This window comes from Crossiella sp. NPDC003009 (assembly GCF_053591555.1).
The window spans coordinates 11935-33613 of the sequence record NZ_JBSFUA010000045.1; the positions used below are offsets into that span (position 1 = coordinate 11935).

At 72.0% G+C, this 21679-nt stretch carries 20 protein-coding genes; 10 read left to right on the forward strand and 10 right to left on the reverse strand.

Going from position 1 to position 21679, the window contains the following annotated elements:
- Positions 1-109 precede the first annotated feature (109 nt).
- The gene (locus ACWDY5_RS33070) at positions 110-1000 is read left to right on the forward strand and encodes an alpha/beta fold hydrolase (RefSeq protein WP_449726066.1); all 891 of its coding nucleotides are present in this window, start codon (positions 110-112) and stop codon (positions 998-1000) included.
- Positions 1001-1090: 90 nt separating this feature from the next.
- Here the strand turns inward: ACWDY5_RS33070 and ACWDY5_RS33075 are convergent, their stop codons facing one another.
- Positions 1091-1870 (reverse strand): DeoR/GlpR family DNA-binding transcription regulator, encoded by a 780-nt coding sequence (locus ACWDY5_RS33075; RefSeq protein ID WP_449726067.1) that lies wholly within the window; start codon positions 1868-1870, stop codon positions 1091-1093.
- 49 nt (positions 1871-1919) lie between these two features.
- Here ACWDY5_RS33075 and ACWDY5_RS33080 point away from each other — a divergent pair, with 49 nt between their 5' ends.
- A complete protein-coding gene (locus ACWDY5_RS33080) occupies positions 1920-2291 on the forward strand; it encodes a DUF4406 domain-containing protein (protein ID WP_449726068.1) in 372 nt (123 codons plus the stop codon).
- On the opposite strand, the gene ACWDY5_RS33085 is transcribed toward ACWDY5_RS33080, so the two are convergent.
- The 3 genes from ACWDY5_RS33085 to ACWDY5_RS33095 all read right to left on the reverse strand — a co-directional run bounded on the left by ACWDY5_RS33085 (position 2279) and on the right by ACWDY5_RS33095 (position 4249).
- Positions 2279-3163, reverse strand: coding sequence for a TIGR03620 family F420-dependent LLM class oxidoreductase (locus ACWDY5_RS33085; protein WP_449726117.1), 885 nt, complete (start codon positions 3161-3163; stop codon positions 2279-2281). The two genes, ACWDY5_RS33080 and ACWDY5_RS33085, sit on opposite strands and share 13 nt — an antisense overlap.
- A gap of 80 nt (positions 3164-3243) precedes the next feature.
- Positions 3244-3552 (reverse strand): ArsR/SmtB family transcription factor, encoded by a 309-nt coding sequence (locus tag ACWDY5_RS33090; RefSeq protein WP_449726069.1) that lies wholly within the window; start codon positions 3550-3552, stop codon positions 3244-3246.
- Positions 3542-4249: a FadR/GntR family transcriptional regulator gene (locus tag ACWDY5_RS33095; RefSeq protein WP_449726070.1), complete on the reverse strand. Its 708-nt coding sequence runs from the start codon at positions 4247-4249 to the stop codon at positions 3542-3544. The genes ACWDY5_RS33090 and ACWDY5_RS33095 overlap by 11 nt, the downstream gene beginning before the upstream one ends.
- Before the next feature lie 99 nt (positions 4250-4348).
- On the opposite strand from ACWDY5_RS33095, the gene ACWDY5_RS33100 reads away from it, so the two are divergent.
- From ACWDY5_RS33100 to ACWDY5_RS33120, 5 genes are all read left to right on the forward strand, one after another.
- Complete coding sequence (locus ACWDY5_RS33100) at positions 4349-5590, forward strand: SLC13 family permease (protein ID WP_449726071.1); 1242 nt, start codon at positions 4349-4351, stop codon at positions 5588-5590.
- A gap of 16 nt (positions 5591-5606) precedes the next feature.
- Entirely contained in the window at positions 5607-7058 is a 1452-nt protein-coding gene (locus tag ACWDY5_RS33105) for an acyl-CoA synthetase (protein ID WP_449726072.1), read from the forward strand.
- A complete protein-coding gene (locus tag ACWDY5_RS33110) occupies positions 7051-8409 on the forward strand; it encodes a carboxyl transferase domain-containing protein (protein WP_449726073.1) in 1359 nt (452 codons plus the stop codon). Before ACWDY5_RS33105 ends, ACWDY5_RS33110 begins: the two co-directional genes overlap by 8 nt.
- Before the next feature lie 102 nt (positions 8410-8511).
- A complete protein-coding gene (locus ACWDY5_RS33115) occupies positions 8512-10074 on the forward strand; it encodes a sensor histidine kinase (RefSeq protein ID WP_449726074.1) in 1563 nt (520 codons plus the stop codon).
- Positions 10071-10730, forward strand: coding sequence for a response regulator (locus ACWDY5_RS33120; RefSeq protein WP_449726075.1), 660 nt, complete (start codon positions 10071-10073; stop codon positions 10728-10730). Before ACWDY5_RS33115 ends, ACWDY5_RS33120 begins: the two co-directional genes overlap by 4 nt.
- Positions 10731-10746: 16 nt before the next feature.
- Here the strand turns inward: ACWDY5_RS33120 and ACWDY5_RS33125 are convergent, their stop codons facing one another.
- The gene (locus ACWDY5_RS33125; protein ID WP_449726076.1) at positions 10747-11337 is read right to left on the reverse strand and encodes a mycothiol-dependent nitroreductase Rv2466c family protein; all 591 of its coding nucleotides are present in this window, start codon (positions 11335-11337) and stop codon (positions 10747-10749) included.
- 12 nt (positions 11338-11349) lie between these two features.
- A complete protein-coding gene (locus tag ACWDY5_RS33130) occupies positions 11350-12441 on the reverse strand; it encodes a serine hydrolase domain-containing protein (protein WP_449726077.1) in 1092 nt (363 codons plus the stop codon).
- Positions 12442-12515: 74 nt separating this feature from the next.
- On the opposite strand from ACWDY5_RS33130, the gene ACWDY5_RS33135 reads away from it, so the two are divergent.
- Positions 12516-13319, forward strand: coding sequence for an SAM-dependent methyltransferase (locus ACWDY5_RS33135; RefSeq protein WP_449726078.1), 804 nt, complete (start codon positions 12516-12518; stop codon positions 13317-13319).
- On the opposite strand, the gene ACWDY5_RS33140 is transcribed toward ACWDY5_RS33135, so the two are convergent.
- Complete coding sequence (locus tag ACWDY5_RS33140; RefSeq protein ID WP_449726079.1) at positions 13316-14188, reverse strand: ketopantoate reductase family protein; 873 nt, start codon at positions 14186-14188, stop codon at positions 13316-13318. The genes ACWDY5_RS33135 and ACWDY5_RS33140 overlap by 4 nt on opposite strands.
- Positions 14189-14260: 72 nt before the next feature.
- Here ACWDY5_RS33140 and ACWDY5_RS33145 point away from each other — a divergent pair, with 72 nt between their 5' ends.
- A complete protein-coding gene (locus ACWDY5_RS33145; RefSeq protein ID WP_449726080.1) occupies positions 14261-14716 on the forward strand; it encodes a winged helix-turn-helix transcriptional regulator in 456 nt (151 codons plus the stop codon).
- Between the two features lies 1 nt (position 14717).
- On the opposite strand, the gene ACWDY5_RS33150 is transcribed toward ACWDY5_RS33145, so the two are convergent.
- From ACWDY5_RS33150 to ACWDY5_RS33160, 3 genes are all read right to left on the reverse strand, one after another.
- Positions 14718-16799 carry a thiamine pyrophosphate-dependent enzyme gene (locus ACWDY5_RS33150; RefSeq protein ID WP_449726081.1) on the reverse strand — a complete coding sequence of 694 codons (2082 nt, stop codon included), beginning with the start codon at positions 16797-16799 and terminating at the stop codon, positions 14718-14720.
- A gap of 41 nt (positions 16800-16840) precedes the next feature.
- Positions 16841-18010 (reverse strand): acyl-CoA dehydrogenase family protein, encoded by a 1170-nt coding sequence (locus ACWDY5_RS33155; RefSeq protein WP_449726082.1) that lies wholly within the window; start codon positions 18008-18010, stop codon positions 16841-16843.
- A gap of 109 nt (positions 18011-18119) precedes the next feature.
- Positions 18120-19904, reverse strand: coding sequence for a sugar-binding domain-containing protein (locus ACWDY5_RS33160; RefSeq protein WP_449726083.1), 1785 nt, complete (start codon positions 19902-19904; stop codon positions 18120-18122).
- 799 nt (positions 19905-20703) lie between these two features.
- On the opposite strand from ACWDY5_RS33160, the gene ACWDY5_RS33165 reads away from it, so the two are divergent.
- The gene (locus tag ACWDY5_RS33165) at positions 20704-21660 is read left to right on the forward strand and encodes an SDR family NAD(P)-dependent oxidoreductase (RefSeq protein ID WP_449726084.1); all 957 of its coding nucleotides are present in this window, start codon (positions 20704-20706) and stop codon (positions 21658-21660) included.
- The last annotated feature ends 19 nt before the right edge of the window (positions 21661-21679 follow it).

Below are 21679 nucleotides of genomic sequence, written 5' to 3' on the forward strand. Positions count from 1 at the left end.
GGGTCGGCCGTGCGGGGTCGCCTGAAGTCGCGGAGGAAGTTCCGGCTGGGGTGTCGATCCGTCCGGTCCCCGTTCGACGCAGGGGTGGAACACACACCGGGAGGAACCCATGCGCACACTCATCGCCACCTTGACCAGCGCCGTGCTGGCCGCCACCGCCGTGGTCGCGGCCGGGGCGGCCCCGACCGTGGCCGCCGCGCCTGAGTCGGGGGCGGGCAAGGGGCACTACGTCGAGGTCAACGGGCTGCGGTCCTACTACGAGGTGCACGGGCACGGGCGGGGGACGCCGCTGGTGCTGGTGCACGGCGCCTTCTCCGCCACCGGGACCTCCTTCGGCGCCCTGCTGCCGCAGCTGGCCAGGGGGCGCAAGGTGATCTCGGTCGAGCTCCAGGGCCACGGGCACACCGCGGACATCGACCGGCCGCTGACCCTGCAAGGCATGGCCGATGACACCGCCGCCCTGCTGCGCGCGATCGGGGTGCCGAAGGCCGACGTCTTCGGCTACAGCATGGGGGCGGGGGTGGCGCTGTCCCTGGCGCTGCGCCACCCCGGCCAGGTGCGGAAACTGGTGCTGGCCTCGGTCGCCTACACGCTGGACGGGATGCACCCCGGCATGGTCGAGTCGATGGCCGGCCTCAAGCCCGAACACCTGGTCGGCTCGCCCTACCACGATGAGTACCTGCGGATCGCGCCGCGACCGCAGGACTTCCCCCGGCTGGTGGAGAAGGTCAAGAACTACCTGACCGCCTTCCCGGTGATCACCCCGGCGCAGCTGCGCGCGGTGACCGCACCGGTGCTGCTGATCGCGGGTGACTCCGACATCATCCGGCTGGCTCACACTGTGGAGTTGTTCTCGCTGTTCGGCGGGGGCGTCAACGGCGATGTCGCCGGGCTGCCGAAGTCGCGGCTGGCGGTCCTGCCCGGGACCAGGCACACGACCGTGACCGCGCAGCCCGCGCTGCTGTTCCCGCTGGTGCCGGACTTCCTGGATGCCGTCTGAGCTGGGGTGTGGGGGTCATGGCATCCAGGTTGGCGTGGGTGCCGGGGGAGTACCAGAGACCTCTTCGTCCCTGGGACGGGGAGGTCCTGGTTATGCACGATCTTGCACGGTTGACTCGGTGTGCAGGACTTCGATGCCTTCGTGGGTCAGGCGGGTCACCGTCGGGTCGGTCGGCGGGGCGTCGGTGATGACGCCGGCGACCCTGGTCAGCGGCAGCACCGAGAAGCGGGAGGCGGCGCCGATCTTCTCCGAGCTGGCCAGCACGTAGGTGTCCGCGGCCCGCCCGGCCAGGGTGCGCTTCATCGCGGCCTCGTCGGCGTCGCCGGTGGTCAGCCCGGCCTCGGCGTGCACACCGGTGACACCCAGCAGGAACAGGTCGGCGCGCACGCCCTCGGCCGCCTCGGCGGTGGCCGCGCCGCAGGTCACCAGGGAGTGCTTGAACAGGCGGCCGCCGAGCAGGAACACCTCGACCCCCGGGTGGTCGACGAAGGCCACCGCCACCGTCGGGCTGTGCGTGACCACGGTGGCGGTCAGGTCCCGCGGCAGCCGCCTGGCCACCTCCAGCGCGGTGGTGCCGCCGTCCAGGATCACCGTGCTGTGCGGCCGGACCAGTGCCGCGGCCCTGGCCGCCACCAGCTGTTTCGCCGAGACCCGCAGGTTCTCCCTGGTGGCGTAGTCGCCGATGGCCGGGCTGACCGGCAGCGCGCCGCCGTAGACCCGCTGGCACAGCCCGTCCGCGGCCAGTTCGCGCAGGTCCCGGCGGATGGTGTCCTCGGAGGTGCCCAGCTCGGCCGCCACGTCCTTGGCCACGATCCGCCCGGTCTCGCGCAGACGGGCCAGCAGCAGCTCGCGGCGTTGCGCACTGAGCATCCGTATTTCTCCTTGTTTTTGCCGACTTGTGCACGTTAGCGTGTCGGGCATGCGCACACCACTGTTGATTCTGATCGCCGGTCCCTACCGTTCCGGCACCGGTGACGACCCGGAGCTGCTGGCCGCCAACCTGCGCCGGCTGGAGGAGGCGGCCTGGCCGATCTTCCGCAGCGGGCACCTGCCGATGATCGGCGAGTGGGTCGCGCTGCCCGTGCTGCGCGGCGCGGGCGGCACGAGCCCGGCCGATCCGGTGGCCGAGGGGATCATGTACCCCACCGCCGAGCGCCTGCTCGCGCACTGCGACGCGGTGCTGCGCCTGCCTGGCCACTCCCAGGGTGCTGACCAGGACGTGGCCATCGCGCGGCAGCGGGGCATCCCGGTCTACCACCGGATCGAGGAGATCCCGGGCTACGCCGCCTGACGCGCGCCCGGCCGCGGCAGCAGCGCCTCGGCCAGCAGCCGCCACTGGGGCAGCGCCGACTCGCCCGGCCGGATGCCGAGCACCTGCACGCCGACGTGGTCCGCGCCGGCGTCCAGATGTTCGTGCAGCCTGCGGGTGATGGTGTCCAGGTCGCCCCAGACCACCAGGTCGTCGACCAGCCGGTCGCTGCCGCGGCCGCCGTCGAGGTCCGCCTCGGTGTAGCCCAGCCGCCGGAACTTGGCCACGTTGAACGGCGAGGTGAAGTAGACGTGCAGGTGCTCGCGGGCGATCTCCCTGGCCCGCGCCGGATCGGTCTCGAACAGCACCGCCTGCTCCACCCCGAGGAACGGCTGCGCGCCCAGCACCTCCCGCGCCTGCGCGGTGTGCCGCACCGGCACGTGGTAGGTGTGCGCGCCCGCCGACAGGTCGCGGGCCAGCGCCAGCATCTTCGGCCCGTAGGCGGCCAGCACCCGGCGCATCGGCCTGGCCGGCAGGGGATTGGCGCTGGTCACCGCGTCCATCTCGGCCAGGTACTCGCGCATCGCGCGCAGCGGCGGCACCTCGGTCGGGGCGCCGTTGACGCCCAGGCCGAGCAGGTGCCGGTCCGGGTAGGCGTCGGCCAGCAGCAGGGCCGCGCCGCGGGTCCAGCGGGCCTCCCGGGAGAAGATCCGCGCGATGCCGTTGACCACCGCGATCCGCTCGGTGCTGGCCAGCAGGAACCCGGCGTGGGTGAGCGCCTCGCGCCCGTCCCGCTCCGGGATCCAGAACGCGGGCCAGCCGAGCTCCTCCAGCTCCTGGATGGCCTCGCGCATCTGGCTGGCGGGCTGGTCCTCGAAGTCGAACGTCCAGACCCCGAAGCGCCCCAGGTCCATGCCCTCGATCGTGCTCACGTTGCTCTCCCTCGACTCGATTGAATCGAAGTATCGCAGATTGTCGATTTGAGGCAAGGAGGTCAGAGCGAGTGGCCCAGCTCCTCGACGAGCTGGGCGATGCGGTCCTCGTCGCGCTGGTAGTGCGTCCACTTCCCGATCCGGGTGGAGCGCACCAGCCCGGCCCGTTCCAGCGTGGTCAGGTAGGCCGACACCGTCGACTGGGCCAGCCCCGCCTTGGCCTGGATGTGGCTCACGCACACCCCGGCCTCGTTGATCTCCGCGAAGTGCCGGGCGGGCTCGCGCAGCCAGCGCAGCAGCTGCAGGCGCACCGGGTTGGCCAGGGCCTTGAACACCTCGAGCAGCTCGGCTTCGGTCATCTCAGTCCTCATCCACCGGCTCCCAGGTCAGCAGCCGGACCCGGCTGACCGTGCGCACGTGCCGCCGCATCGCCGAGACCGCCCTCGGCCCGTCCCCGGCCCTGATCGCCTCCGCGATCCGCCGGTGCTGTTCCAGCGAGCGCCGCGGCCTGCCCTGCTGGCGCAGTGACTCCGCCCGGCTCTCGGTGATCTGCTCGGCGATCATGCCCATGAACTCCGCCAGCAGCGAGCTGCGGGCCGCGGCGGTGACCGCGGCGTGGAAGCGGCGGTCGCCCTCCATGCCGATGCCGCCCGCCTCGATCTCGGCCGACATGTGCCGCAGCGCCGCCTCCATGGCCTCCAGGTCGGCCCCGGTGCGGCGCTCGGCGGCCAGTTCGGCGAGCTTGGTCTCCATGGCCTCGCGGGCCTCCAGCACGTCCGGCAGCCTGCGGCGGCGCTCGACCAGCGCGGCCACCGGCTCGGTGTCCAGGGTGTCCCGCAGCAGGTAGCTGCCGCCGCCGTGGCGGACCTCGACCAGGCCCTGGACCTCCAGCACCACGATGGCCTGCTTGACCGAGGCGCGGCTGACCCCGAGCCGCTCGGCCAGTTCCCGCTCGGGTGGCAGCCGGTCGCCGGTGCGCAGGCCCGTGCTGCTCACGTAGTCCCGCAGACTCGCCACGACCTGCTCGTACAGGCGGGGTCGGCTGATCGGGCGCAAGGTGTCGGACACCGGCTTTCCCCCTAGAACGGCACGCTCCCGGCCACGTTAGCAGTTGACCCGGTCAGTGGCCTGGTGGTTCAGTGGCTGAGCCAATTCGAGGGGGTCGCCTTGTCCGCTCAGATCGTCTCCATCCTCGCGCTGGCCGCCATCTTCGTGGTGGCCTCGGTGTGGTCGGTCAACATGGGACTGCTGGCCTTCGCGGCGGCGTTCCTGGTCGGCGCCTTCGCCGGTGGGCTCTCCACCGAGGAGATCATGTCCGGCTTCCCCGGCGGCATCTTCGTGGTGCTGGTCGGCGTCACCTACCTGTTCGCCATCGCCCGCGCCAACGGCACCACCGACTGGCTGGTCGCGGCCGCGGTGCGACTGGCTGGCGGGCGGCTGGCGGTCATCCCGTGGGTGATGTTCACCGTCTCCGCGCTGCTCACCGCGATCGGCGCGGTCAGCCCGGCCGCGGTGGCCATCGTCGCGCCGATCGCGCTCGGCTTCGCCGCCAAGTACAAGATCAACCCGCTGCTGATCGGCATCATGGTCGTGCACGGCGCGCAGGCCGGTGGCTTCTCCCCGATCAGCGTCTACGGCGCGATCGTCAACGGCCTGGTGGACAAGAACGGCCTGCCCGGCAGCCCGGTCACGGTGTTCCTGGCCAGCCTCATCGCCAACCTGGTCATCGCCGTGCTGGCCTTCCTGCTGCTCGGCGGCCTGCGCCTGCCCCGCACCCCGGTCGCCGAGGCCGAGGCGGGCGAGCGCGTGCGGCTGGACCGGGACCGGATCCTCACCCTGGCCGGACTGCTCGTGCTGGTCGTGCTGACCCTGGCGTTCAACCTGGACGTCGGCCTGGTCGCGATCACCATCGCGGTGCTGCTCGGCCTGCTCTCCCCGAGCACGCACAAGGCCGCGGTCGGGCAGATCACCTGGCCCACCGTGCTGCTGATCTGCGGCGTGCTCACCTTCGTCGGCGTGCTGCAGAAGCTCGGCACCATCACCTACATCGCCGAGGCGGTCAAGGACGTCGGCGCGCCGCTGCTGGCCGCGCTGCTGCTCTGCTACATCGGCGCGGTGGTCTCCGCCTTCGCCTCCTCGGTCGGCCTGCTCGGTGCGACCATCCCGCTCGCGGTGCCCTTCCTGGCCGAGGGCACCGTCGGCCCGGTCGGCATGATCGCCGCGCTGGCCGTCTCGGCCACCGTGGTCGACGTCAGCCCGTTCTCCACCAACGGCGCGATCGTGCTGGCCAACGCCCCCGAGGCCGACCGGGACCGGCTCTTCCGCAGGCTGATGGCCTATGGCGGCATCATCGTGGTGGCGGCCCCGCCGCTGCTCTGGCTCACCCTGGTCGTGCCCACGCTCCACTGAAATGAAAGAGGTGCCCGTGTCCTCACCGCTGCTGCCCGCCCTGACCGAGCCGAGTGACCGGGAGGCGCTGCGGTTCGGCGACCTGGCGCTGAGCTACGCCGAACTCGCCGCCGCCGCGGGCGCGCTGGCCGGTCAGGCCGCCTCGGCGGAGCGGGTCGCGGTGTGGGCCACCAACTCGATGTCGACCTGCCTGGCCGTGGTCGGCGCGCTGCTCGCCGGGGTGCCGGTGATCCCGATCAACCCGAAGGCCGGTGCGCGGGAGCTCGGGCACATCCTCGGCGACAGCAGGCCCGGCCTGGTCTTCGCCGCCCCCGGCGAGACCCTGCCGCCCGCGCTGGCCGCCCTGCCCAGGATCGAGGTGGACCCGGTCGCGCTGGCCGCGAGCCCCCGGGTGGAGCTCCCGGCCGAGCCGGGGCCGGAGGCGCCCGCGCTGATCGTCTACACCTCCGGCACCACCGGCCCGCCCAAGGGCGTGGTGCTGCCCAGGCGCGCGCTGGCCAGCAACCTGGACGCCCTCGCCGAGGGCTGGGGCTGGACCTCGGCCGACGTGCTGGTGCACGGCCTGCCGCTGTTCCACGTGCACGGGTTGATCTTGGGCATCCTCGGCCCGCTGCGACTGGGCGGGTCGGTGCGCCACCTGGGCCGGTTCAGCACCGAGGCGGCCGCCCGCGAGCTGGCAGGCGCGGGCACGATGATGTTCGGCGTGCCGACCATGTACCACCGGCTGGCCGCCGACGTGGAGGCCGACCCGGCGCTGGCCGCGGCCATCGGCGGCGCCCGGCTGCTGGTCTCCGGCTCGGCCGCGCTGCCGGTCAGCGACCACCAGCGGATCACCGCGGCCACCGGCATCCGGGTCCTCGAGCGTTACGGCATGACAGAAACGCTGATGAACTGCGCCATCAGGGCCGACGGCGAGCGCAGGCCCGGTACGGTCGGCGCACCGGTGGACGGGGTCGAGGTGCGGCTGGTTGACGAGCAGGGCACGGTGGTGACCAGCAGCGATGACGAGACCGTCGGCGAGGTCGAGGTGCGCGGCCCGAACCTGTTCCTGGAGTACCTCAACCGGCCCGACGCCACCGCCGCGGCCTTCCGGGAAGGCTGGTTCCGCACCGGTGACGTGGCCACCCGCGCCGCCGACGGCTACCTCCGGCTGGTCGGGCGCAAGGCCACCGACCTGATCAAGAGCGGTGGTTACAAGATCGGCGCGGGCGAGATCGAGAACGTGCTGCTGGAGCACCCGGACGTGGCCGAGGTGGCGATCACCGGCGAGCCCGACCCCGATCTTGGCGAGCGCATCGTGGCCTGGATCGTGCCGGCTCCCGGCCGCACACCCGAGCCGGAAGAATTGGTTAACCTCGTGGCTACCCAGCTCGCTCCGCACAAGCGCCCGCGCCGCGTACAGTTCCTGGACCGCCTGCCGCGCAACGAGATGGGAAAGATCATGAAGAGGTCGCTTGCCGGTGACTGATGGGGGCGCCCGGACCGCGATCGCCGCGGTCACCAGTGAGTTCGCCGAGTTCTCCTTCGCCGACACCGGCCCGGAGGCCGACTACGGCGATGGTCCGCTCTCCTGGAGCGGTTACAAGGAGCAGCGGGCTCGGGCGCGCACCCGGTCCGGCGAGTCCGAGTCGGTGGTCTGCGGGCAGGGTCAGATCGGCACCCAGCCGGTGGTGCTGGTGGCCTTCGACTTCCGTTACATCGGCGGTTCGCTCGGCCAGCGCGCGGGCACCCGGATCTGCCGCGCGTTCGAGATCGCCCGGCGGCTGCGCTGGCCGGTGGTCTCGCTGATCTCCACCGGCGGCAGCCGGATGCAGGAGGGCATGCGCTCGCTGGCCCAGCTGCAGCGCATCGCCCGGCAGTGCCAGCTCACCCGGTGGGAGGGCCTGGCGCACATCGCGGTGCTGCGCGAGCCCACCACCGGCGGGGTGTGGGCCTCCCTCGGCGCGGGCGCGGACGTGGTGCTCGCGCTGCGCGGGGCCACCGTCGCCTTCGGCGGGCGCCGGGTGCGGCCGCCGGAGACCGGGGACGGGCCGGAGTTCCACAGCGAGGGCCAGTTCGCCGCGGGCGCGGTGGACGCGGTGCTGACGCCCGCCGAGCTGCCCGAGGTGCTGCGGCAGGTGGTCGAGCTGCTCGCCCCGATCGGCGCCGCCCCGGTGCAGCCCGCGACCGTGCCGCGCGCGCTGGGCCGCGACGACTGGCCTGCCGACGGCTGGTCCGCGGTGCGCAGGGCCCGCGCGCCGGAACGCCCGCGCGCGCAGGCCTATCTCGAGGACTACTTCGACCGGCGCTTCGAGATCAGCGGCGACCGGGCCGGTGGCGTGGACCACGGCATGCGCTGCGGGTTCGGCCGCCGCGACGGCGCCACCGTGGCCTACGTGGCCCAGACCGGCACCGCCAACCCCCCGGCCGGGTTCCGCACCGCGGCCCGGCTGATCCGGCTGGCCGACCAGCTCCGGCTGCCCGTCCTCACCCTGGTCGACACCCCCGGCGCGGCCAACGACAGCGCCGCCGAGCAGGCCGGGGTGGGCAGCTCGCTGGCCGAGCTGTTCGGCGCGGTGGCCGCGGCGGACGTGCCGATCACCACCCTGGTCATCGGCGAAGGCGGCTCCGGCGGCGCGCTCGCGCTGTCCTCGGCCGACCGGCTGTGGATCACCCCGGACGCCTACTTCTCGGTGATCGCACCCGAACTGGGCGCGGCGATCCTCAAACGGGAGGCCACCGAGGTCGAGCACACCGCCAACCAGCTCCGGCTGCGCCCGCAGGACCTGCTGGAGCTGGGCCTGGTGCACGGGATCGCGGGCGAGGAGCCGATCGACTGAGCCGGTGGCCACCCGGCCAGGTGGCGATGGCCGGTCGGCACTGGCCGCGGCCGCGCCGGGCACGATGTACTGCGCCGAACGTATGACAGAGGCGGTGTGCACGTGACCTGGCTGGACCGGCTCCGCGCGGAGCCCCGACTGATCCTCGACGCCGTGCGCGCGGCCTCCCCGGCCCGGATCGTCGGTGAGTCGCTGCTCGTGCTGCTCGTGCTCGGCCTGTCGTTGCTGCCGGTGGTGCTGCTGCCGCTGTCCATGCCGTCGGTGTTCGTCGCGGCGGTGCTGGCCGTGCTGCTGACCGTGGCCCGGCTGCGCTGGCCGGCCGGCGCGCTCATCGGCACGGCCGGGCTGTACCTGGTCGGCTCGTTCGCCGCGCTGCCGGTGCTGGCGCTGATCAGCTTCCACGCCGGGCGGCGGGTGCTGCCCCGGTCGCGGCTGTGGCTGGCGCTCGGGGGGACCCTGCTGGCCGGGTTCCTGCTCGGCGGGCCGAACTTCGAGACCGAGGAGCTGGCCGGGTACCTGCTGATCACCACGGGGCTGCTGGTGCTGCCCGCGCTGGCCGGGTTGCTGGTGGGGCGGCGGCGGCCGCTGTCGCGGGTGCTGCGGGACCGCAACGAGTACCTGGAGCAGGTGCGGCTGCTCACCGCCGCGGAGGCGCGCACCGCCGAGCGCGCGCACATCGCCGCGGAGATGCACGACCTGCTCGGGCACCGGCTGAGCCTGATCTCCATGCACGCCGGCGCGCTGGAGCTGGCCACCGCCAAGCAGGCCCCCGAGCTGAGCGAGCACGCGCACCTGCTGCGCACCACTGCGGGCACCGCGATGGCCGAACTGCGCGACGTGCTGGGCATCCTGCGGGTCGGCCCGGCCGAGGAGCTCGACCAGGACAGCGGCACCAGGGCCGATCTGGCCCGACTGGTGGCCGAGTCGCGGCGGGTCGGGGTGGACGTCGAGCTGCGGTGGCAGGGACCGGAGCTGGACGAGGTCGACGTGCGGGTGCGGCGGGCGGTGCACCGGGTGGTGCGCGAGGGGCTGACCAACGTGCACAAGCACGCCCCGGCCGCGATCGCCAAGGTGCGGGTCGAGGTGGCTGCGGACTGGGTCCGGGTGGTGGTGGAGAACGGTCCGGCCGCCGGTGGGCCGCTGGGCACCCGGCGCGGGCTGGCCGGGTTGCAGGAGCGGGTGGAGCTGCTGGGTGGCCTGTGCACCAGTGGGTCCACTGTGGACGGTGGGTTCGTGCTGCGCGCCGCGCTGCCGATGCTGCCGCCCGCCGCGCCGGCTCCGGAGCGCGCGGCGCCGGTCGCGCCGCCGGGGCCGCTGGCCGGGGAGGTGCTCACCGCCGGCCGGGTGCTCGGCTCCGGCTGCCTCGGCCTGCTCGTGGTGGCGCCGATGCTGCTGGTCGCGGTGGTGTTCGTGGTGCTGGGCTTCTTCACCGGCGGCGGCCCGATCCCGGCCGCCGACTACGCCGGACTCAGCCCCGGCGTCAGCCAGGAGTCGGTGCGCGAGCGCTTCGGCGAGGGCAGCGACCTCAGCCCGTTCGACCCGGTGCCGGTGCCGGAGAACGCCGAGTGCGTCCACTACCGTGCGGCAGACGATCCCGCGGTGCGCCAGTACCGGCTGTGCTTCCGGGACGGGAAGCTGGTCAGCAAGGAGGAACTGCGCCGGTGAGCGAGCGGGAGATCCGGGTGCTGATCGCCGATGACGAGCGGCTGATGCGCGCCGGGGTGCGGATGATCGTGGACACCGCCGAGGACATCGTGGTGGCCGCCGAGGCGGGCAGCGGGCCGGAGGCGGTGGAGGTCTGTGTGCGGCAGCGGATCGACGTGGCGCTGCTGGACATCCGGATGCCCGGCGGGGACGGGCTGGCCGCGGCCGCGGAGATCGCCAGGCTGGCGCCGGACACCAGGGTGGTCATGCTCACCACCTTCGGCGAGGAACGCTATGTGGCACAAGCCATGCGGGCCGGGGCGACCGGGTTCGTGCTCAAGGACACCGGGCCGACCGAGCTGATCCGCGCGGTGCGGGTGGCCGCGGCGGGGGAGTCGGTGCTGGGGCCGCGGATCACCCGCGACCTGATCGAGCGGCACCTGCTCGGCCCGGCCCGCGCCAGGGACGCCGGGCCCAGGGTGGCCCGCCTCACCGACGCCGAGCGCGAGGTGCTCAAGCTGGTCGGCGAAGGGCTGTCCAACGCCGAGATCGCGCAGCGCCTGCACATCGGTGTCGGCACCGCCAAGGCGCACCTGAGCCGGGTGCTGACCAAAATGGACTGTGCGAACCGGGTGCAGGCGGCGATCGTGGCGCACGAGGCCGGGTTGCTGGACTGATCCGGTGGGTGGGGCTTCAGGTGAAGTCCGGTGGCTGGTGCGGGATTCCCTTCAGCTCGTGGAACCCGGGGGTGCCCGCGACCAGCAGCGCGCCGTCCCACAGCCGCCCGGCCGCCTCGCCGCGCGGCGCCGTGGAGATCACCGGGCCGAAGAACGCGGTGCCCTGCGCGGCGATGATCGGGGTGCCGACGTGCTTGCCCACCAACGAGATTCCCCGCTCGTGCGAGGCGCGCACCGCCGCGTCGTAGCTCTCGTCGCTCGCGGCCCCGGCCAGCTCGGCCGGTAGTCCGGCCTCGGTGAGCGCGGTGGCGAAGTCCCAGTCACCGTGCTCATGCACCCTGGCGCCGTAGGCGGTGAAGAAGCGGCGCAGGCCGTCCTGGCCGTGGTGGCGTTCGACCGCGGCGCAGACCCGCACCGGCATCCACAGGTAGCCGCCGGTGTCGCCTTCCGGGTCGACCTCCAGGTGCTCGTTGAGCACGGACAGGCTCATCACGTGGTACCGCAACGTGATCGGCCGGACCCGTGCCACCTCGGTCAGCCAGCGGGCGGTGACCCAGGTGTACGGGCAGCTGGGGTCGAACCAGAAGTCGACGTCGATTTCCTCCACCCGGGAATGCTGTCAGCCGCACACGGCGGCGTCCACCACCTTGTTCAGTGCCTGCTGGTCGAGTCCCGTGCCGGTGGTGAGCGAGCTCTCCAGGCGGTGGCTGCCGTTGGCGCTGCTGAGCATCACGCTGAGGTAGCCGGGAATCCCGCCGGTGTGGCCCCACAGGGTGATCCCGCAGCTGCTGGCCATCTTGGTGTAGCCGAGGCCGTAGTCCGGGCTGACCGCGGTGGTCCTGGTGAGCTCGGCCTGCTGGGCCGGGGCGAGCAGCCGGCCCTCGAGCAGGGCGAGGTGGAAGCGGTCCAGGTCGGCGGTGGTGGAGATGATTTCCCCGGCGGCGCCGGCCATGCTCGGGTTCAGCGCGCTGACGTCGACCGGTTTCCCTTCTGCCACCAGGTATCCACGGGCGTGCGGACCGAGGATGAACGGGTTGTCGCCGGGCACCTCGGTGTCGGCGAGCCGCAGCGGGGCCAGGATCCGCCGGTGCGCCTCCGCGCCCCACGGCCGCCCGGTGACCTTCTCGATCAGCAGCTGCACCACCAGGAAGTTGGTGTTGGAGTAGGAGGACTTCGTGCCCACCGGGAACAGCAGCGGTTTGGCCGCGGCCGTGCGCACGGTGGCCAGCGCGGTGTGGTGGTCGAAGCGGCGGGCCAGGAACACCTTGGGGTCCCTGGGGATGTCGTCGGTGTAGTTGTACAGGCCGCTGGTGTGCTGCAACAGGTTCCGCACGGTGATCCGGTCGCCGTCGGGCAGCAGGCCGGGCAGGTGGCGGGACACCGGGTCGTCCAGGCCGATCCGGCCCTCGCCGACGAGTTGCAGGGTGACGGTGGTGGCGAAGGTCTTGGTGATGCTGCCGACCCGGAAGCGGCCGTTCAGCGGTACCGGCCGCTGGCTGCCCAGCTTGGCCACGCCCGCGCGGGCGGTGAACTGGCGGCCGTCCCTGGTGACCCGGATCTGCACGCCCGCGGCTCCGCTGGCGACCGCGGCGGTCAGTTGCCGTTGCACCGCCTCGCGATGCGGGTCGGTGCTCGCGGCGGCGGTACCTGTAGACGTGGTGATGAGGATCAGCGCGGCGAACACCGCGGTGGTGGCACGGATTGATGTCATCGGACTCCCTTCCGGTGGATCCCGTCCTGCTGCCATCTTGCCCGCAACCGGTGCGAGTGCGCACACTCGACCGTGTGGGTCCGGACGAGCTGGGCTGGGTGCGCGGGGAGATTGACCTGACCAGGGCGAATCCCGCGCGCATGTACGACTACTTCCTCGGTGGCACGCAGAACTTCCCGGTGGACCGGGAGCTCGCCGACGCGGCCATCGCGCTGCGCCCGGAACTGCCCAGAGCGGCGCGGCTGAACCGGGCTTTCCTCGGCCGGGCGGTGCGGTACGCGGTGGACCTGGGCCTCCGGCAGTTCCTGGACCTGGGTTCGGGCATCCCGACCGAGGCGAACGTGCACGAGGTGGCGCACGCGGCCGATCGGCGGTGCCGGATCGCCTATGTGGACGCCGAACCGGTGGCCGTCGCGCACAGCCACCGGCTGCTGGCCGGGCATCCGAGGGTGAGCGTCACCCAGGCCGATCTCCGTGACGTGTCAACGGTGCTGGCCGCCGACGGGGTGCGCGCGCGGCTGGACTTCAGTCAGCCCATCGCGCTGCTCCTGGTGGCGGTGCTGCACTTCCTGCCGGATGAGGACGAGCCCGCCGAGGTGGTGCGGCGTTACGCCGAACGGCTCGCACCCGGCAGCCTGGTGGTGATCTCCCATGTCACGACGGACAACCTGCCGCCGGAGTGGCGCTCGGTCGCCGGTCTGTACCAGCGCAGCGCCACCCCGATCCACCCGCGGCCGAAGGGCGAGGTGCTGGCCATGTTCGGAGAACTGGCGCTGGTCCCGCCAGGGCTGGTGGACGCGGTGGACTGGCGGCCCGACCGTGGTCAGCCTGCCCTGGCGGTGAGTGGTTTCTACGCCGGAGCGGCGCGGAAACTCTAGCTGTTGCTCAGGATCGTGCGCGCGACCTCGACCGTGGTGGTGGCCTTGGCGTGGCCCAGGGCGCGGATCACCGGTCCGGCGATCGCGTCCAGTTCCAGCGCCCGGCCGCCCTGGCGGTCGCGCAGCATCGAGGACCGCATGGTGCCGGGCAGGCTCCGGATGCGGGACTCCACCGCGTCGGCGTTGATGTCCACCCCGTGCGCGGCCGCCGCGGCCGCGGCCTCGTCCACCAGTGGCCGCAGCCATTCCGGCTTGCGCCGCAAGGCTTCCTCGATCGGGGCGTCCGCGCCGGTGGTGATCAGTGCGAACGGGTCCAGGAAGGACAGCTTGCGCCACAACACGGTCTGCTCGTCGGCGTGCGTGCCCACGGTCAGCCCGGCCGCGCGGAACAGCTCGGCCGCCCGCGCGCCGGCCGGGGTGCCATCGGCCACCACCAGGTCGGCCATGCCGGAGAGCTGTTCCACCACACCGGGGCGGTGCCGGGCCGCCTCCACCGCGATGCTGGCCGCCACCACCGAGGCGCCCGGGTACACCGCGCGCAGCACCGGCAGGTGGTCGATGCCGTTGAGCAGCGGCACCACGGTCGCGCCGCCCAGCACCGCGGCGGGCACCCGCTGCACCGCGGCCAGCAGCTCGGTGGCCTTGACCGCCACCACCAGCAGGTCCACCGGCGCGGTCAGCCACGGCCGGGCGTCCGGGTAGCTGGTCGTGGCCGCCGTGCCGGGCGCCTGGAAGGACAGCCCGCGCGCGGTGATCTCCGCCGCGGTCCGCTCGGTGGCCACCACGGTGACCTCGTGCCCCGCTGCCCCCAGCCGTGCCGCGATCAGCCCGCCGACCCCACCGGGCCCCAGTACTCCGACGGTCGCCATACGCCCTCCAGTCACCGTAAGTTCCATGATGGAAGCTACACTACGGCGGTGCGGCACAAGAGCTTTGACGAAATGACCTGCGCCATAGCCCAGACGCTGAACCAGGTCGGGGAGTGGTGGAGCCTGCTCATCATCCGCGACGCCCTGCACGGCCTGACCCGTTTCGACGAGTTCCAGCAGAGCATGGGCATCTCGCCCAACTCGCTGACCCGCCGCCTTTCCGAGCTGTGCGACCGGGGCCTGCTGGAGCGCCGGCGCTACCAGGAGCGGCCGCCGAGGGACGAGTACGTGCTCACCGATCGGGGCCGGGACCTGCGGCCGGTGATCGAGGCGCTGGGGGCCTGGGGGCGCAGGCACGTCACCGGGAAGAAGGCGGCGGTCCGGCTGCGCGACGACGAGACCGGGGCGGAGGTGGACCCGGTGCTGGTGGACCGGCACACCGGCAGGCGGCTGGACGGCGAGGGGTTCCACTACGCCGCCACCAGGGTCGCGCATCCGGTGAAGCGGTCCCGGTTGCCGAAGGCCTGAGTCAGGCCAGCAGTTCCAGTGCCGCCTTGGCGATGTCGGCCTCGGCCAGCAGCACGTGCTGCGCGGCCGGTCCGAGCGGGATGAAGCTGTCCGCGCTGGTCACCCGGCGGATCGGGCCGCGGAAGCCGTGGTCGGTGAGCGCGGTGACCACGGCCTCGGACACCCCGCCGGTGCGCCGGGTCTCATCCGCGATCAGCACCCGGCCGGTGGCCTCGGCCTCGCGCAGCAGGTCGGCCACGGGCAGCGGGGCCAGCCAGCGCAGGTCGACCACCCGGCAGGACCGGCCGAGGCGGCGGGCCACCCGCAGGCTCATCGGCACGCCGTTGCCGAAGGTGATGATGGTCAGCTCGGTGCCGTCGCCGTGGGTGCGGGCCCGGCCGAGGCCGGTGGGGGCGGCCGGGAGCGGGTCGAGCCAGGCGTTGTCGCCGGGGGAGTGCAGGTCCCTGGTGTGGTACAGGGCAATGGGTTCCAGGTAGACGCAGACCGCGCCGTGCCTGCGGGCCGCGGCGGCGCAGGCGTGCAGCAGCGGGGCGGCCTCCGCCGGGTGCGCGGGGACGGCGATGACCAGGCCGGGGATGTCGCGCAAGGCGGCCAGGGCGTTGTCGTTGTGGAAGTGGCCGCCGAAGCCCTTCTGGTAGGCCAGTCCGGCGATTCGCACGATCATCGGGTTGCGGTACTGGTTGTCGGCGAAGAAGCGCAGCGTGGCCGCCTCGCCGCGGAGCTGGTCGGCGGCGTTGTGCAGGTAGGCCAGGTACTGGATCTCCGGGATGGGCAGGAAGCCGCAGAGCGCGGTGCCCAGCGCGGTGCCGAGGATGGTCTGCTCGTCCAGCAGGGTGTCGAAAACCCTTGCCGCGCCGAAGGACTTGCGCAGGCCACGGGTGACGCCGTAGACACCGCCCTTGGCCGCCACGTCCTCGCCGAAGACCAGGGTGGCCGGGTCCTCGGTGAGCAGCTGGGCGAGGGCCTGGTTGATGGACTGGGCCAGGGTGCGGGGCTCGGCGATGGCGGGCGTGTCGCCGGAGACCGTTGGCGTGGCAGGGAAGTCGCCGGTGGCCAGCGGGGCCAGCACCGCCGCCGCCGAGGTCAGCTTCGGTTCGGCGATCGCTTCGGCGGCCAGCGCGGCGACCTCCGCGCGCTTGGCCTCGTACCGCTCCAGCAGCTGGGCCGGGGTCAGGATGCCGTTTTCTGCCAACAGGATCGCGGTGCGCAGGACCGGGTCGCGGGACAGGTCGGCGGTGATCTCGGCCTGGCTGCGGTAGGCGGACTCGACGTCGGAGCCCGCGTGTCCCATCAGCCGCACCGTGCGCAGCCGCAGGAAGGCCGGGGCGCGGCGGGTGCGCACCCAGTCGGCAGCTGCCTCCGCCACCCGGAGTGCCTCGGGCAGGTTGGCGCCGTCGGCGTCGAAGTAGCGCAGGCCGGGGCGGTTGCCGTAGGCGGCGGCGATCCAGTCCTTCGGGGTGCGCACGCTGATGCCGATCCCGTTGTCCTCGCAGACGAACAGCACCGGCAGCGGCAGCTTCTGATAGGCGCAGTGGGTGGCGGTGTTGAACGCGCCGGTGGCGGTGGAGTGGTTGGCGGAGGCGTCGCCGAAGGAACAGACCACGATCGCGTCCGGCGGCCATTCGGTGGGCAGGCCCAGTTTCCTGGCGCGTTCGATGCCGAAGGCGACGCCGACCGCGCGGGGCAGGTGCGAGGCGATGGTGGAGGTCTGCGGGATCACCGACAGGGCGCGATGGCCGAAGACCTTGTGCCGTCCGCCGGAGATGGGTTCGGCCGCCGCCGCGGTGATGCCGAGCAGCACGTCCCGCAGCGGGGTGGAGCCGGGCTTCTGCGCGGCGCGGGCGAGGTAGAAGCCGCCGGAGCGGTAGTGCAGCAGGGCGGGGTCGGTGACCCGGAGCGCGGCCGCGACCGCGGCGTTGCCCTCGTGGCCGCTGGAGCCGATGCTGTAGAAGCCCTCGCCACGCTTGCCCAGCTCCCGCGCGGCCAGGTCCAGGTGGCGGCTGCCGAGCTGGGCCTCGAACAGGGCCAGCGCCCGTTCCGCACTCAGCCCTTCGATGTCCATTGTGGACTGCGCGACGGGCATGTTCCTTATGACGTCAAGGAAGTGCTGGTCGACCGGCTGGGTCATCGGTAGGCCGGGTTGCCGGTGAGGGCCTCGCCGAGCACCAGGGTGTGGATCTCGCTGGTGCCCTCGTAGGTGAGCACGGACTCCAGGTTGTTGGCGTGCCGCAGCACCGGGTATTCCAGGGTGATGCCGCTGGCGCCGAGGATGGTGCGCGCCTCGCGGGCGATCTTGATGGCCTCGCGCACGTTGTTCAGCTTGCCGATGCTCACCTGCCGCGGATGCAGCTGCCCGGCGTCCTTGAGCCGGCCCAGGTGCAGGGCGAGCAGGAAGCCCTTCTGCAGCTCCAGGCTCATGTCGACGAGCTTCTGCTGGGTGAGCTGGAACCCGGCGATCGGCTTGCCGAACTGGGTGCGGGTGACCGAGTAGTCCAGCGCGGTGTCCAGGCAGTCCTTGGCCGCGCCCAGCGCGCCGAAGATGATGCCGAAGCGGGCCTCGCTCAGGCAGCTCAGCGGTCCGCGGAGCCCGGCGGCCTCGGGCAGCTGGGCGTCGGCGGGCAGGCGGCAGTCGTCGAAGAACAGCTCGGAGGTGACCGAGGCGCGCAGGGACAGCTTGTGCGTGATGTTCCGGGTGCTGAAGCCGGGGGTGTCGCGCGGCACCAGGAACCCGCGCACGCCGTCCTCGGTCCGCGCCCACACCACGGCCACGTCGGCCAGGCCGCCGTTGGTGATCCACATCTTGCTGCCGTTGAGGATCCAGTCACCGCCGTCGCGCTTGGCGCTGGTGCGCATGTTGCCGGGATCGCTGCCGTGGTCGGGTTCGGTGAGCCCGAAGCAGCCGATCGCGCGGCCCGCGGCCATCTCCGGCAGCCAGCGCTGTTTCTGCTCCTCGGAGCCCCAGCGATGGATGGCGTACATGGCCAGCGAGCCCTGCACCGAGACGAAGCTGCGGAACCCGGAGTCCACGCCCTCCAGCTCGAAGCAGGCCAGCCCGTAGCCGACCGCGCTGGACCCCGCGCAGCCGTAGCCCTGGAGGTGCATGCCGAGCAGCCCGAGCTTGCCGAACTCCAGCGCCAGGTCCCGGTCGAAGTAGCCGCGCTCGAACCAGTCGCCGATCACCGGCCGCAGCCGCTGGTCGGCGAACCGCCGGACGGTGTCCCTGATGAGCCGCTCCTCCTCGGTGAGCAGCCCGTCGGCGGACAGCAGGTCCAGTGGGTCGATCCGCTCGGGCATCGTCTCTCCGCTCATTTCACGCCGGGTTTCCAGCATGGCCCGGGGGCCGGGACAGCCCCAAGTCCCCCAGGCCGACGGACCTTCGCGCTGAGCACAACGACGGCTGGGCCTAGGGGTTGCGGGACAGGATCGAGTGCAGCCGTTCGAGTGGAATCTTGGGCGTGCGGTGCTCGTCGAGCAGCCCGTTGGTCTCCTGCTCGGTGTCGGTGAGCTGGGTGAAGCAGTACCCCGCGAGCCCACCGGAGCGCGCCGCGCCGATCACCGCCGCCAGCATCGCCGCGTAGTCCTCGGCCGAGTCGATGGTGCCGTAGCCGAAGACCTCCGCCCCATTGGCCGGGGTGAAGGTGGCCCCGCCGAACTCGCTGAGCATGATCGGCTGCTCCGCGTAGTCCACCCCGTCCAGCAGCAGCCGCCGCGAGTTGGGCCAGCGCTCGGTGAAGTGCCCCCGGTCCAAGTTCTCCCTGGTGTAGCGGGACTTCAGCGTGTCCGGGTCCTGGTGGTAGTCGTGCACACCCCAGAAGTCACCCCCGGCGATCTCCCAGCCGTCGTTGGCGATGGCCGGCCGCGAGGGGTCCAGCGACTTGGTCAGGTGGAACAAGGCTTGGGCGAGGTGCCGCTGCGCCGGGTCGGCCCCGATGTCCGGCACACCCCAGCTCTCGTTCAGCGGCACCCAGGCCATGATGCTGGGATGGCTGCGGTCCCGCTGCACGGCCCTGGGCCACTCGGCCAGCAGCCGCTGCGCCGTGGTCGGACCGAACTCGAACGCGCTCGGCATCTCCTCCCACACCAGCAGCCCAAGCCGGTCGCACCAGTACAGGAACCGGGGATCCTCCACCTTCTGGTGCACCCGGATCCCGTTGAGCCCCAGCGCCTTGGCCAGCTCCACCTCCCGCCGCAGCTCCTGCGCCGAGGCCGCCAGATGCGACTCCGGCCAGTAGTTCTGGGCGAGTGCGAACCGCAGGAAGGTGGGCCGCCCGTTGACCAGGAACCGCCGGTCAGCCACGCCAAAACTGGACAACCCGAGGTAGGAGGACACGCTGTCCACCACCGCCCCGTCCGCGCCCAGCAGCCGAACCGAGGCGTCGATCAGGTGCGGCCGCTCCGGAGTCCACAGTAGACGGTCCAGGTCCTGCGCGTTCCGCAGCGCGGGAATGGCGATATCGCACCGGAGCTCACGAGTGGTGAGCCGGAAGCTCTGCGCCGCAAGGACCTCATCCCCGAACCGGAGCTCGACTTCCGCCGTGTGCGCCTCCGCGGGCCAGGTGTTGAGCCCCAGTTCGCACCGCACCCGGCAGGCGGCCACCTCCGGCGTCCAGTGCAGCGAGTCCACCCGCAGCGCGGGCACCTCCTCCAGCCACACCGGCTGCCAGATCCCGGTGGTCCGGTGGTACCAGATCACATGCGGCTCAACGGCCCAGTCCTGTTTCCCCCTGGGCTGCGCGGTGTCCTGCGGCCAGTCCTCCACCCGGACAGTGACCACCTGCGCGCCGGACTGAGCCAGCGCCCAGGTGACATCAAGCGAGAACCCAACATGCCCACCCTCGTGCGCACCAACCTGATGCCCGTTGACCCACACCGTGGCCCGGTAGTCCACCGCGCCGAAGTGCAGCAGCAAGGCCCGCCCGGGAGCAGGGGGAGCGGCGGTGAACTCCCGCCGGTACCAGACCACCGGATGGAACCCCCGGTCCCCGATCCCGGACCGCTTGGACTCCGGCGGATAGGGCACGGCGATGGTCCGGTCGAACGGCTCAGCACTCCGATACCAGCCGGAGCTCAGCCCGGAGTCGGTGTCGTCATACGCAAACCTCCACGGCCCGGACAAATCGGACCAGTCAGGATCACGGATGAGCTGCGGGCGGGGATGGTCGGCTGCGGCGAGGTGCGCGGCGGTCACGAAACCAGGGCTCCCGATACGGTCGAGGACACGGTCGCAGACACCCAGTGTACAACGTTGTAAGTTGATGTTGAAGAACTTTCCGCGACGCCTTTGCCTTTGCTTTGACCGCAACGGAGCGGCCGGTCTGGGTGGTTCTGCTTCGACGGCCTGGAAAAAACACACCAGCCCTGTCAAGCGCCCCACCCGCGCCGTCCACCGCCACCAAGGGCTGGCACCGGGGCGCTTGACAGGGCTGGTTTGGTTTTGGAAGGCCGTCGAAGCAGAACCACCCAGACCCCGCGGAACCACCCACGCTTCATCCGGCGCGCCAACCCAAACTCGCACTGGTCTGCAACTCATCTCGCTGCCTTTGATCTTCCCCCCTGCTTTGATGGTCTGCCCGTCCGGCGAGGACACGCTCTTCTTCTTTTTTAAAAGCGAAAAGAATGTCCTCGCCGGACGGGCAGACCCCCGGAGGGGTGAGGCAGATCAACACCCGGGCAAGCAGGTTGCGGGGCGGGGTTTGTGTTGCCGGGGCCGATTCCAGCGTGCTCGCGACCCTCTCGTCTTCTCCGCACGGCCTTCCGACAGCGAACCACATCCCACCGAGCAGCCGCCGTCACGTTGCGTGGGTTCGGCGGCGGTTGCTGTGCGCGTCTGCTCGGTGGGATGTGGTTAGCAGTCTCCAGGCCGTACGGAGAAGACGAGAGGCCCACTTTGTGGGTTTTCACCCCGGGGCGGAGCTTGTCGCGCGACGGGACCGTCCACAGTGGATTCGCTTGACCTGGAGCGCGCTCAAAGTCATAGCGTCGTTGCCATGACGACCCCACAACAGCCCCTCAACTCCGGTTTTGGCGCGAACAGCACCGCCACCGAAGTTCTCGCCGGTATCGATCTCACCGGCAAGCTCGCCATCGTCACCGGTGGCTACTCCGGCCTTGGCCTGGAGACCACCCGGGCGCTGGCCGCCGCCGGTGCGCACGTCGTGGTCCCGGCCCGCCGTCCGATTCTGGCCACCGAAGCCCTGGGTGACGAAGCCGAAGTCGCCGCGCTGGACCTGGCCGACCTCGACAGCGTGCGGACCTTCGCCGACAACTTCCTCGCCACTGGTCGCGGTATCGACATCATGGTCAACAGCGCGGGGGTGATGGCCTCGCCCGAGACGCGGGTGGGGCCGGGCTGGGAGCTTCAGTTCGCGGCCAACCACCTCGGGCACTTCGCGCTGGTCAACCGGTTGTGGCCGGCGCTGGTCGGTCGGGATGCCCGGGTGGTTTCGGTGTCCTCGCGTGGGCACTTCTACTCTGACATCCGCTGGGAGGACCCGCAGTTCGCCAGCGGCTACGACAAGTGGCTGGCCTACGGGCAGAGCAAGACCGCGAATGTGCTGTTCGCGGTGCACCTGGACGCCATTGGGCGGGAGCACGGGGTGCGGGCGTTCGCACTGCACCCGGGGGCGATCATGACGCCGCTGGCCCGGCACATCCCGCTGGCCGAGCAGATCGCCAATGGGTGGGCGGATGAGGAGGGCAATCCGGTCGACCCGTCCTTCAAGACCGTGCCGGAGGGTGCGGCGACCCAGGTCTGGGCGGCCACCTCGCCGCAGTTGGCGGGGATGGGCGGGGTCTACCTGGAGGACTGCGAGATCGCCGAGGTCGGTGGCTCGGTGGCGGAGCTCCGGGGGGTCGCGGCCTACGCGGTGGACTCGGCGTCGGCGGCCCGGCTGTGGGGGCTGTCCGCGCAGTTGACGGGGGTGGATCTGCTGGTCAGCCGGTGACCTGTGGTCCCCGACCGGT

Coding starts and splice junctions, on each gene's coding strand:
- ACWDY5_RS33070 (WP_449726066.1), top strand. CDS start 110: ATGCGCACACTCATCGCCACCTTGACCAGCGCCGTGCTGGCCGCCACC.
- ACWDY5_RS33075 (WP_449726067.1), bottom strand. CDS start 1,870: ATGCTCAGTGCGCAACGCCGCGAGCTGCTGCTGGCCCGTCTGCGCGAG.
- ACWDY5_RS33080 (WP_449726068.1), top strand. CDS start 1,920: ATGCGCACACCACTGTTGATTCTGATCGCCGGTCCCTACCGTTCCGGC.
- ACWDY5_RS33085 (WP_449726117.1), bottom strand. CDS start 3,163: ATGGACCTGGGGCGCTTCGGGGTCTGGACGTTCGACTTCGAGGACCAG.
- ACWDY5_RS33090 (WP_449726069.1), bottom strand. CDS start 3,552: ATGAGGACTGAGATGACCGAAGCCGAGCTGCTCGAGGTGTTCAAGGCC.
- ACWDY5_RS33130 (WP_449726077.1), bottom strand. CDS start 12,441: ATGACATCAATCCGTGCCACCACCGCGGTGTTCGCCGCGCTGATCCTC.
- ACWDY5_RS33140 (WP_449726079.1), bottom strand. CDS start 14,188: ATGGCGACCGTCGGAGTACTGGGGCCCGGTGGGGTCGGCGGGCTGATC.
- ACWDY5_RS33145 (WP_449726080.1), top strand. CDS start 14,261: ATGACCTGCGCCATAGCCCAGACGCTGAACCAGGTCGGGGAGTGGTGG.
- ACWDY5_RS33150 (WP_449726081.1), bottom strand. CDS start 16,799: ATGCCCGTCGCGCAGTCCACAATGGACATCGAAGGGCTGAGTGCGGAA.
- ACWDY5_RS33155 (WP_449726082.1), bottom strand. CDS start 18,010: ATGCCCGAGCGGATCGACCCACTGGACCTGCTGTCCGCCGACGGGCTG.
- ACWDY5_RS33165 (WP_449726084.1), top strand. CDS start 20,704: ATGACGACCCCACAACAGCCCCTCAACTCCGGTTTTGGCGCGAACAGC.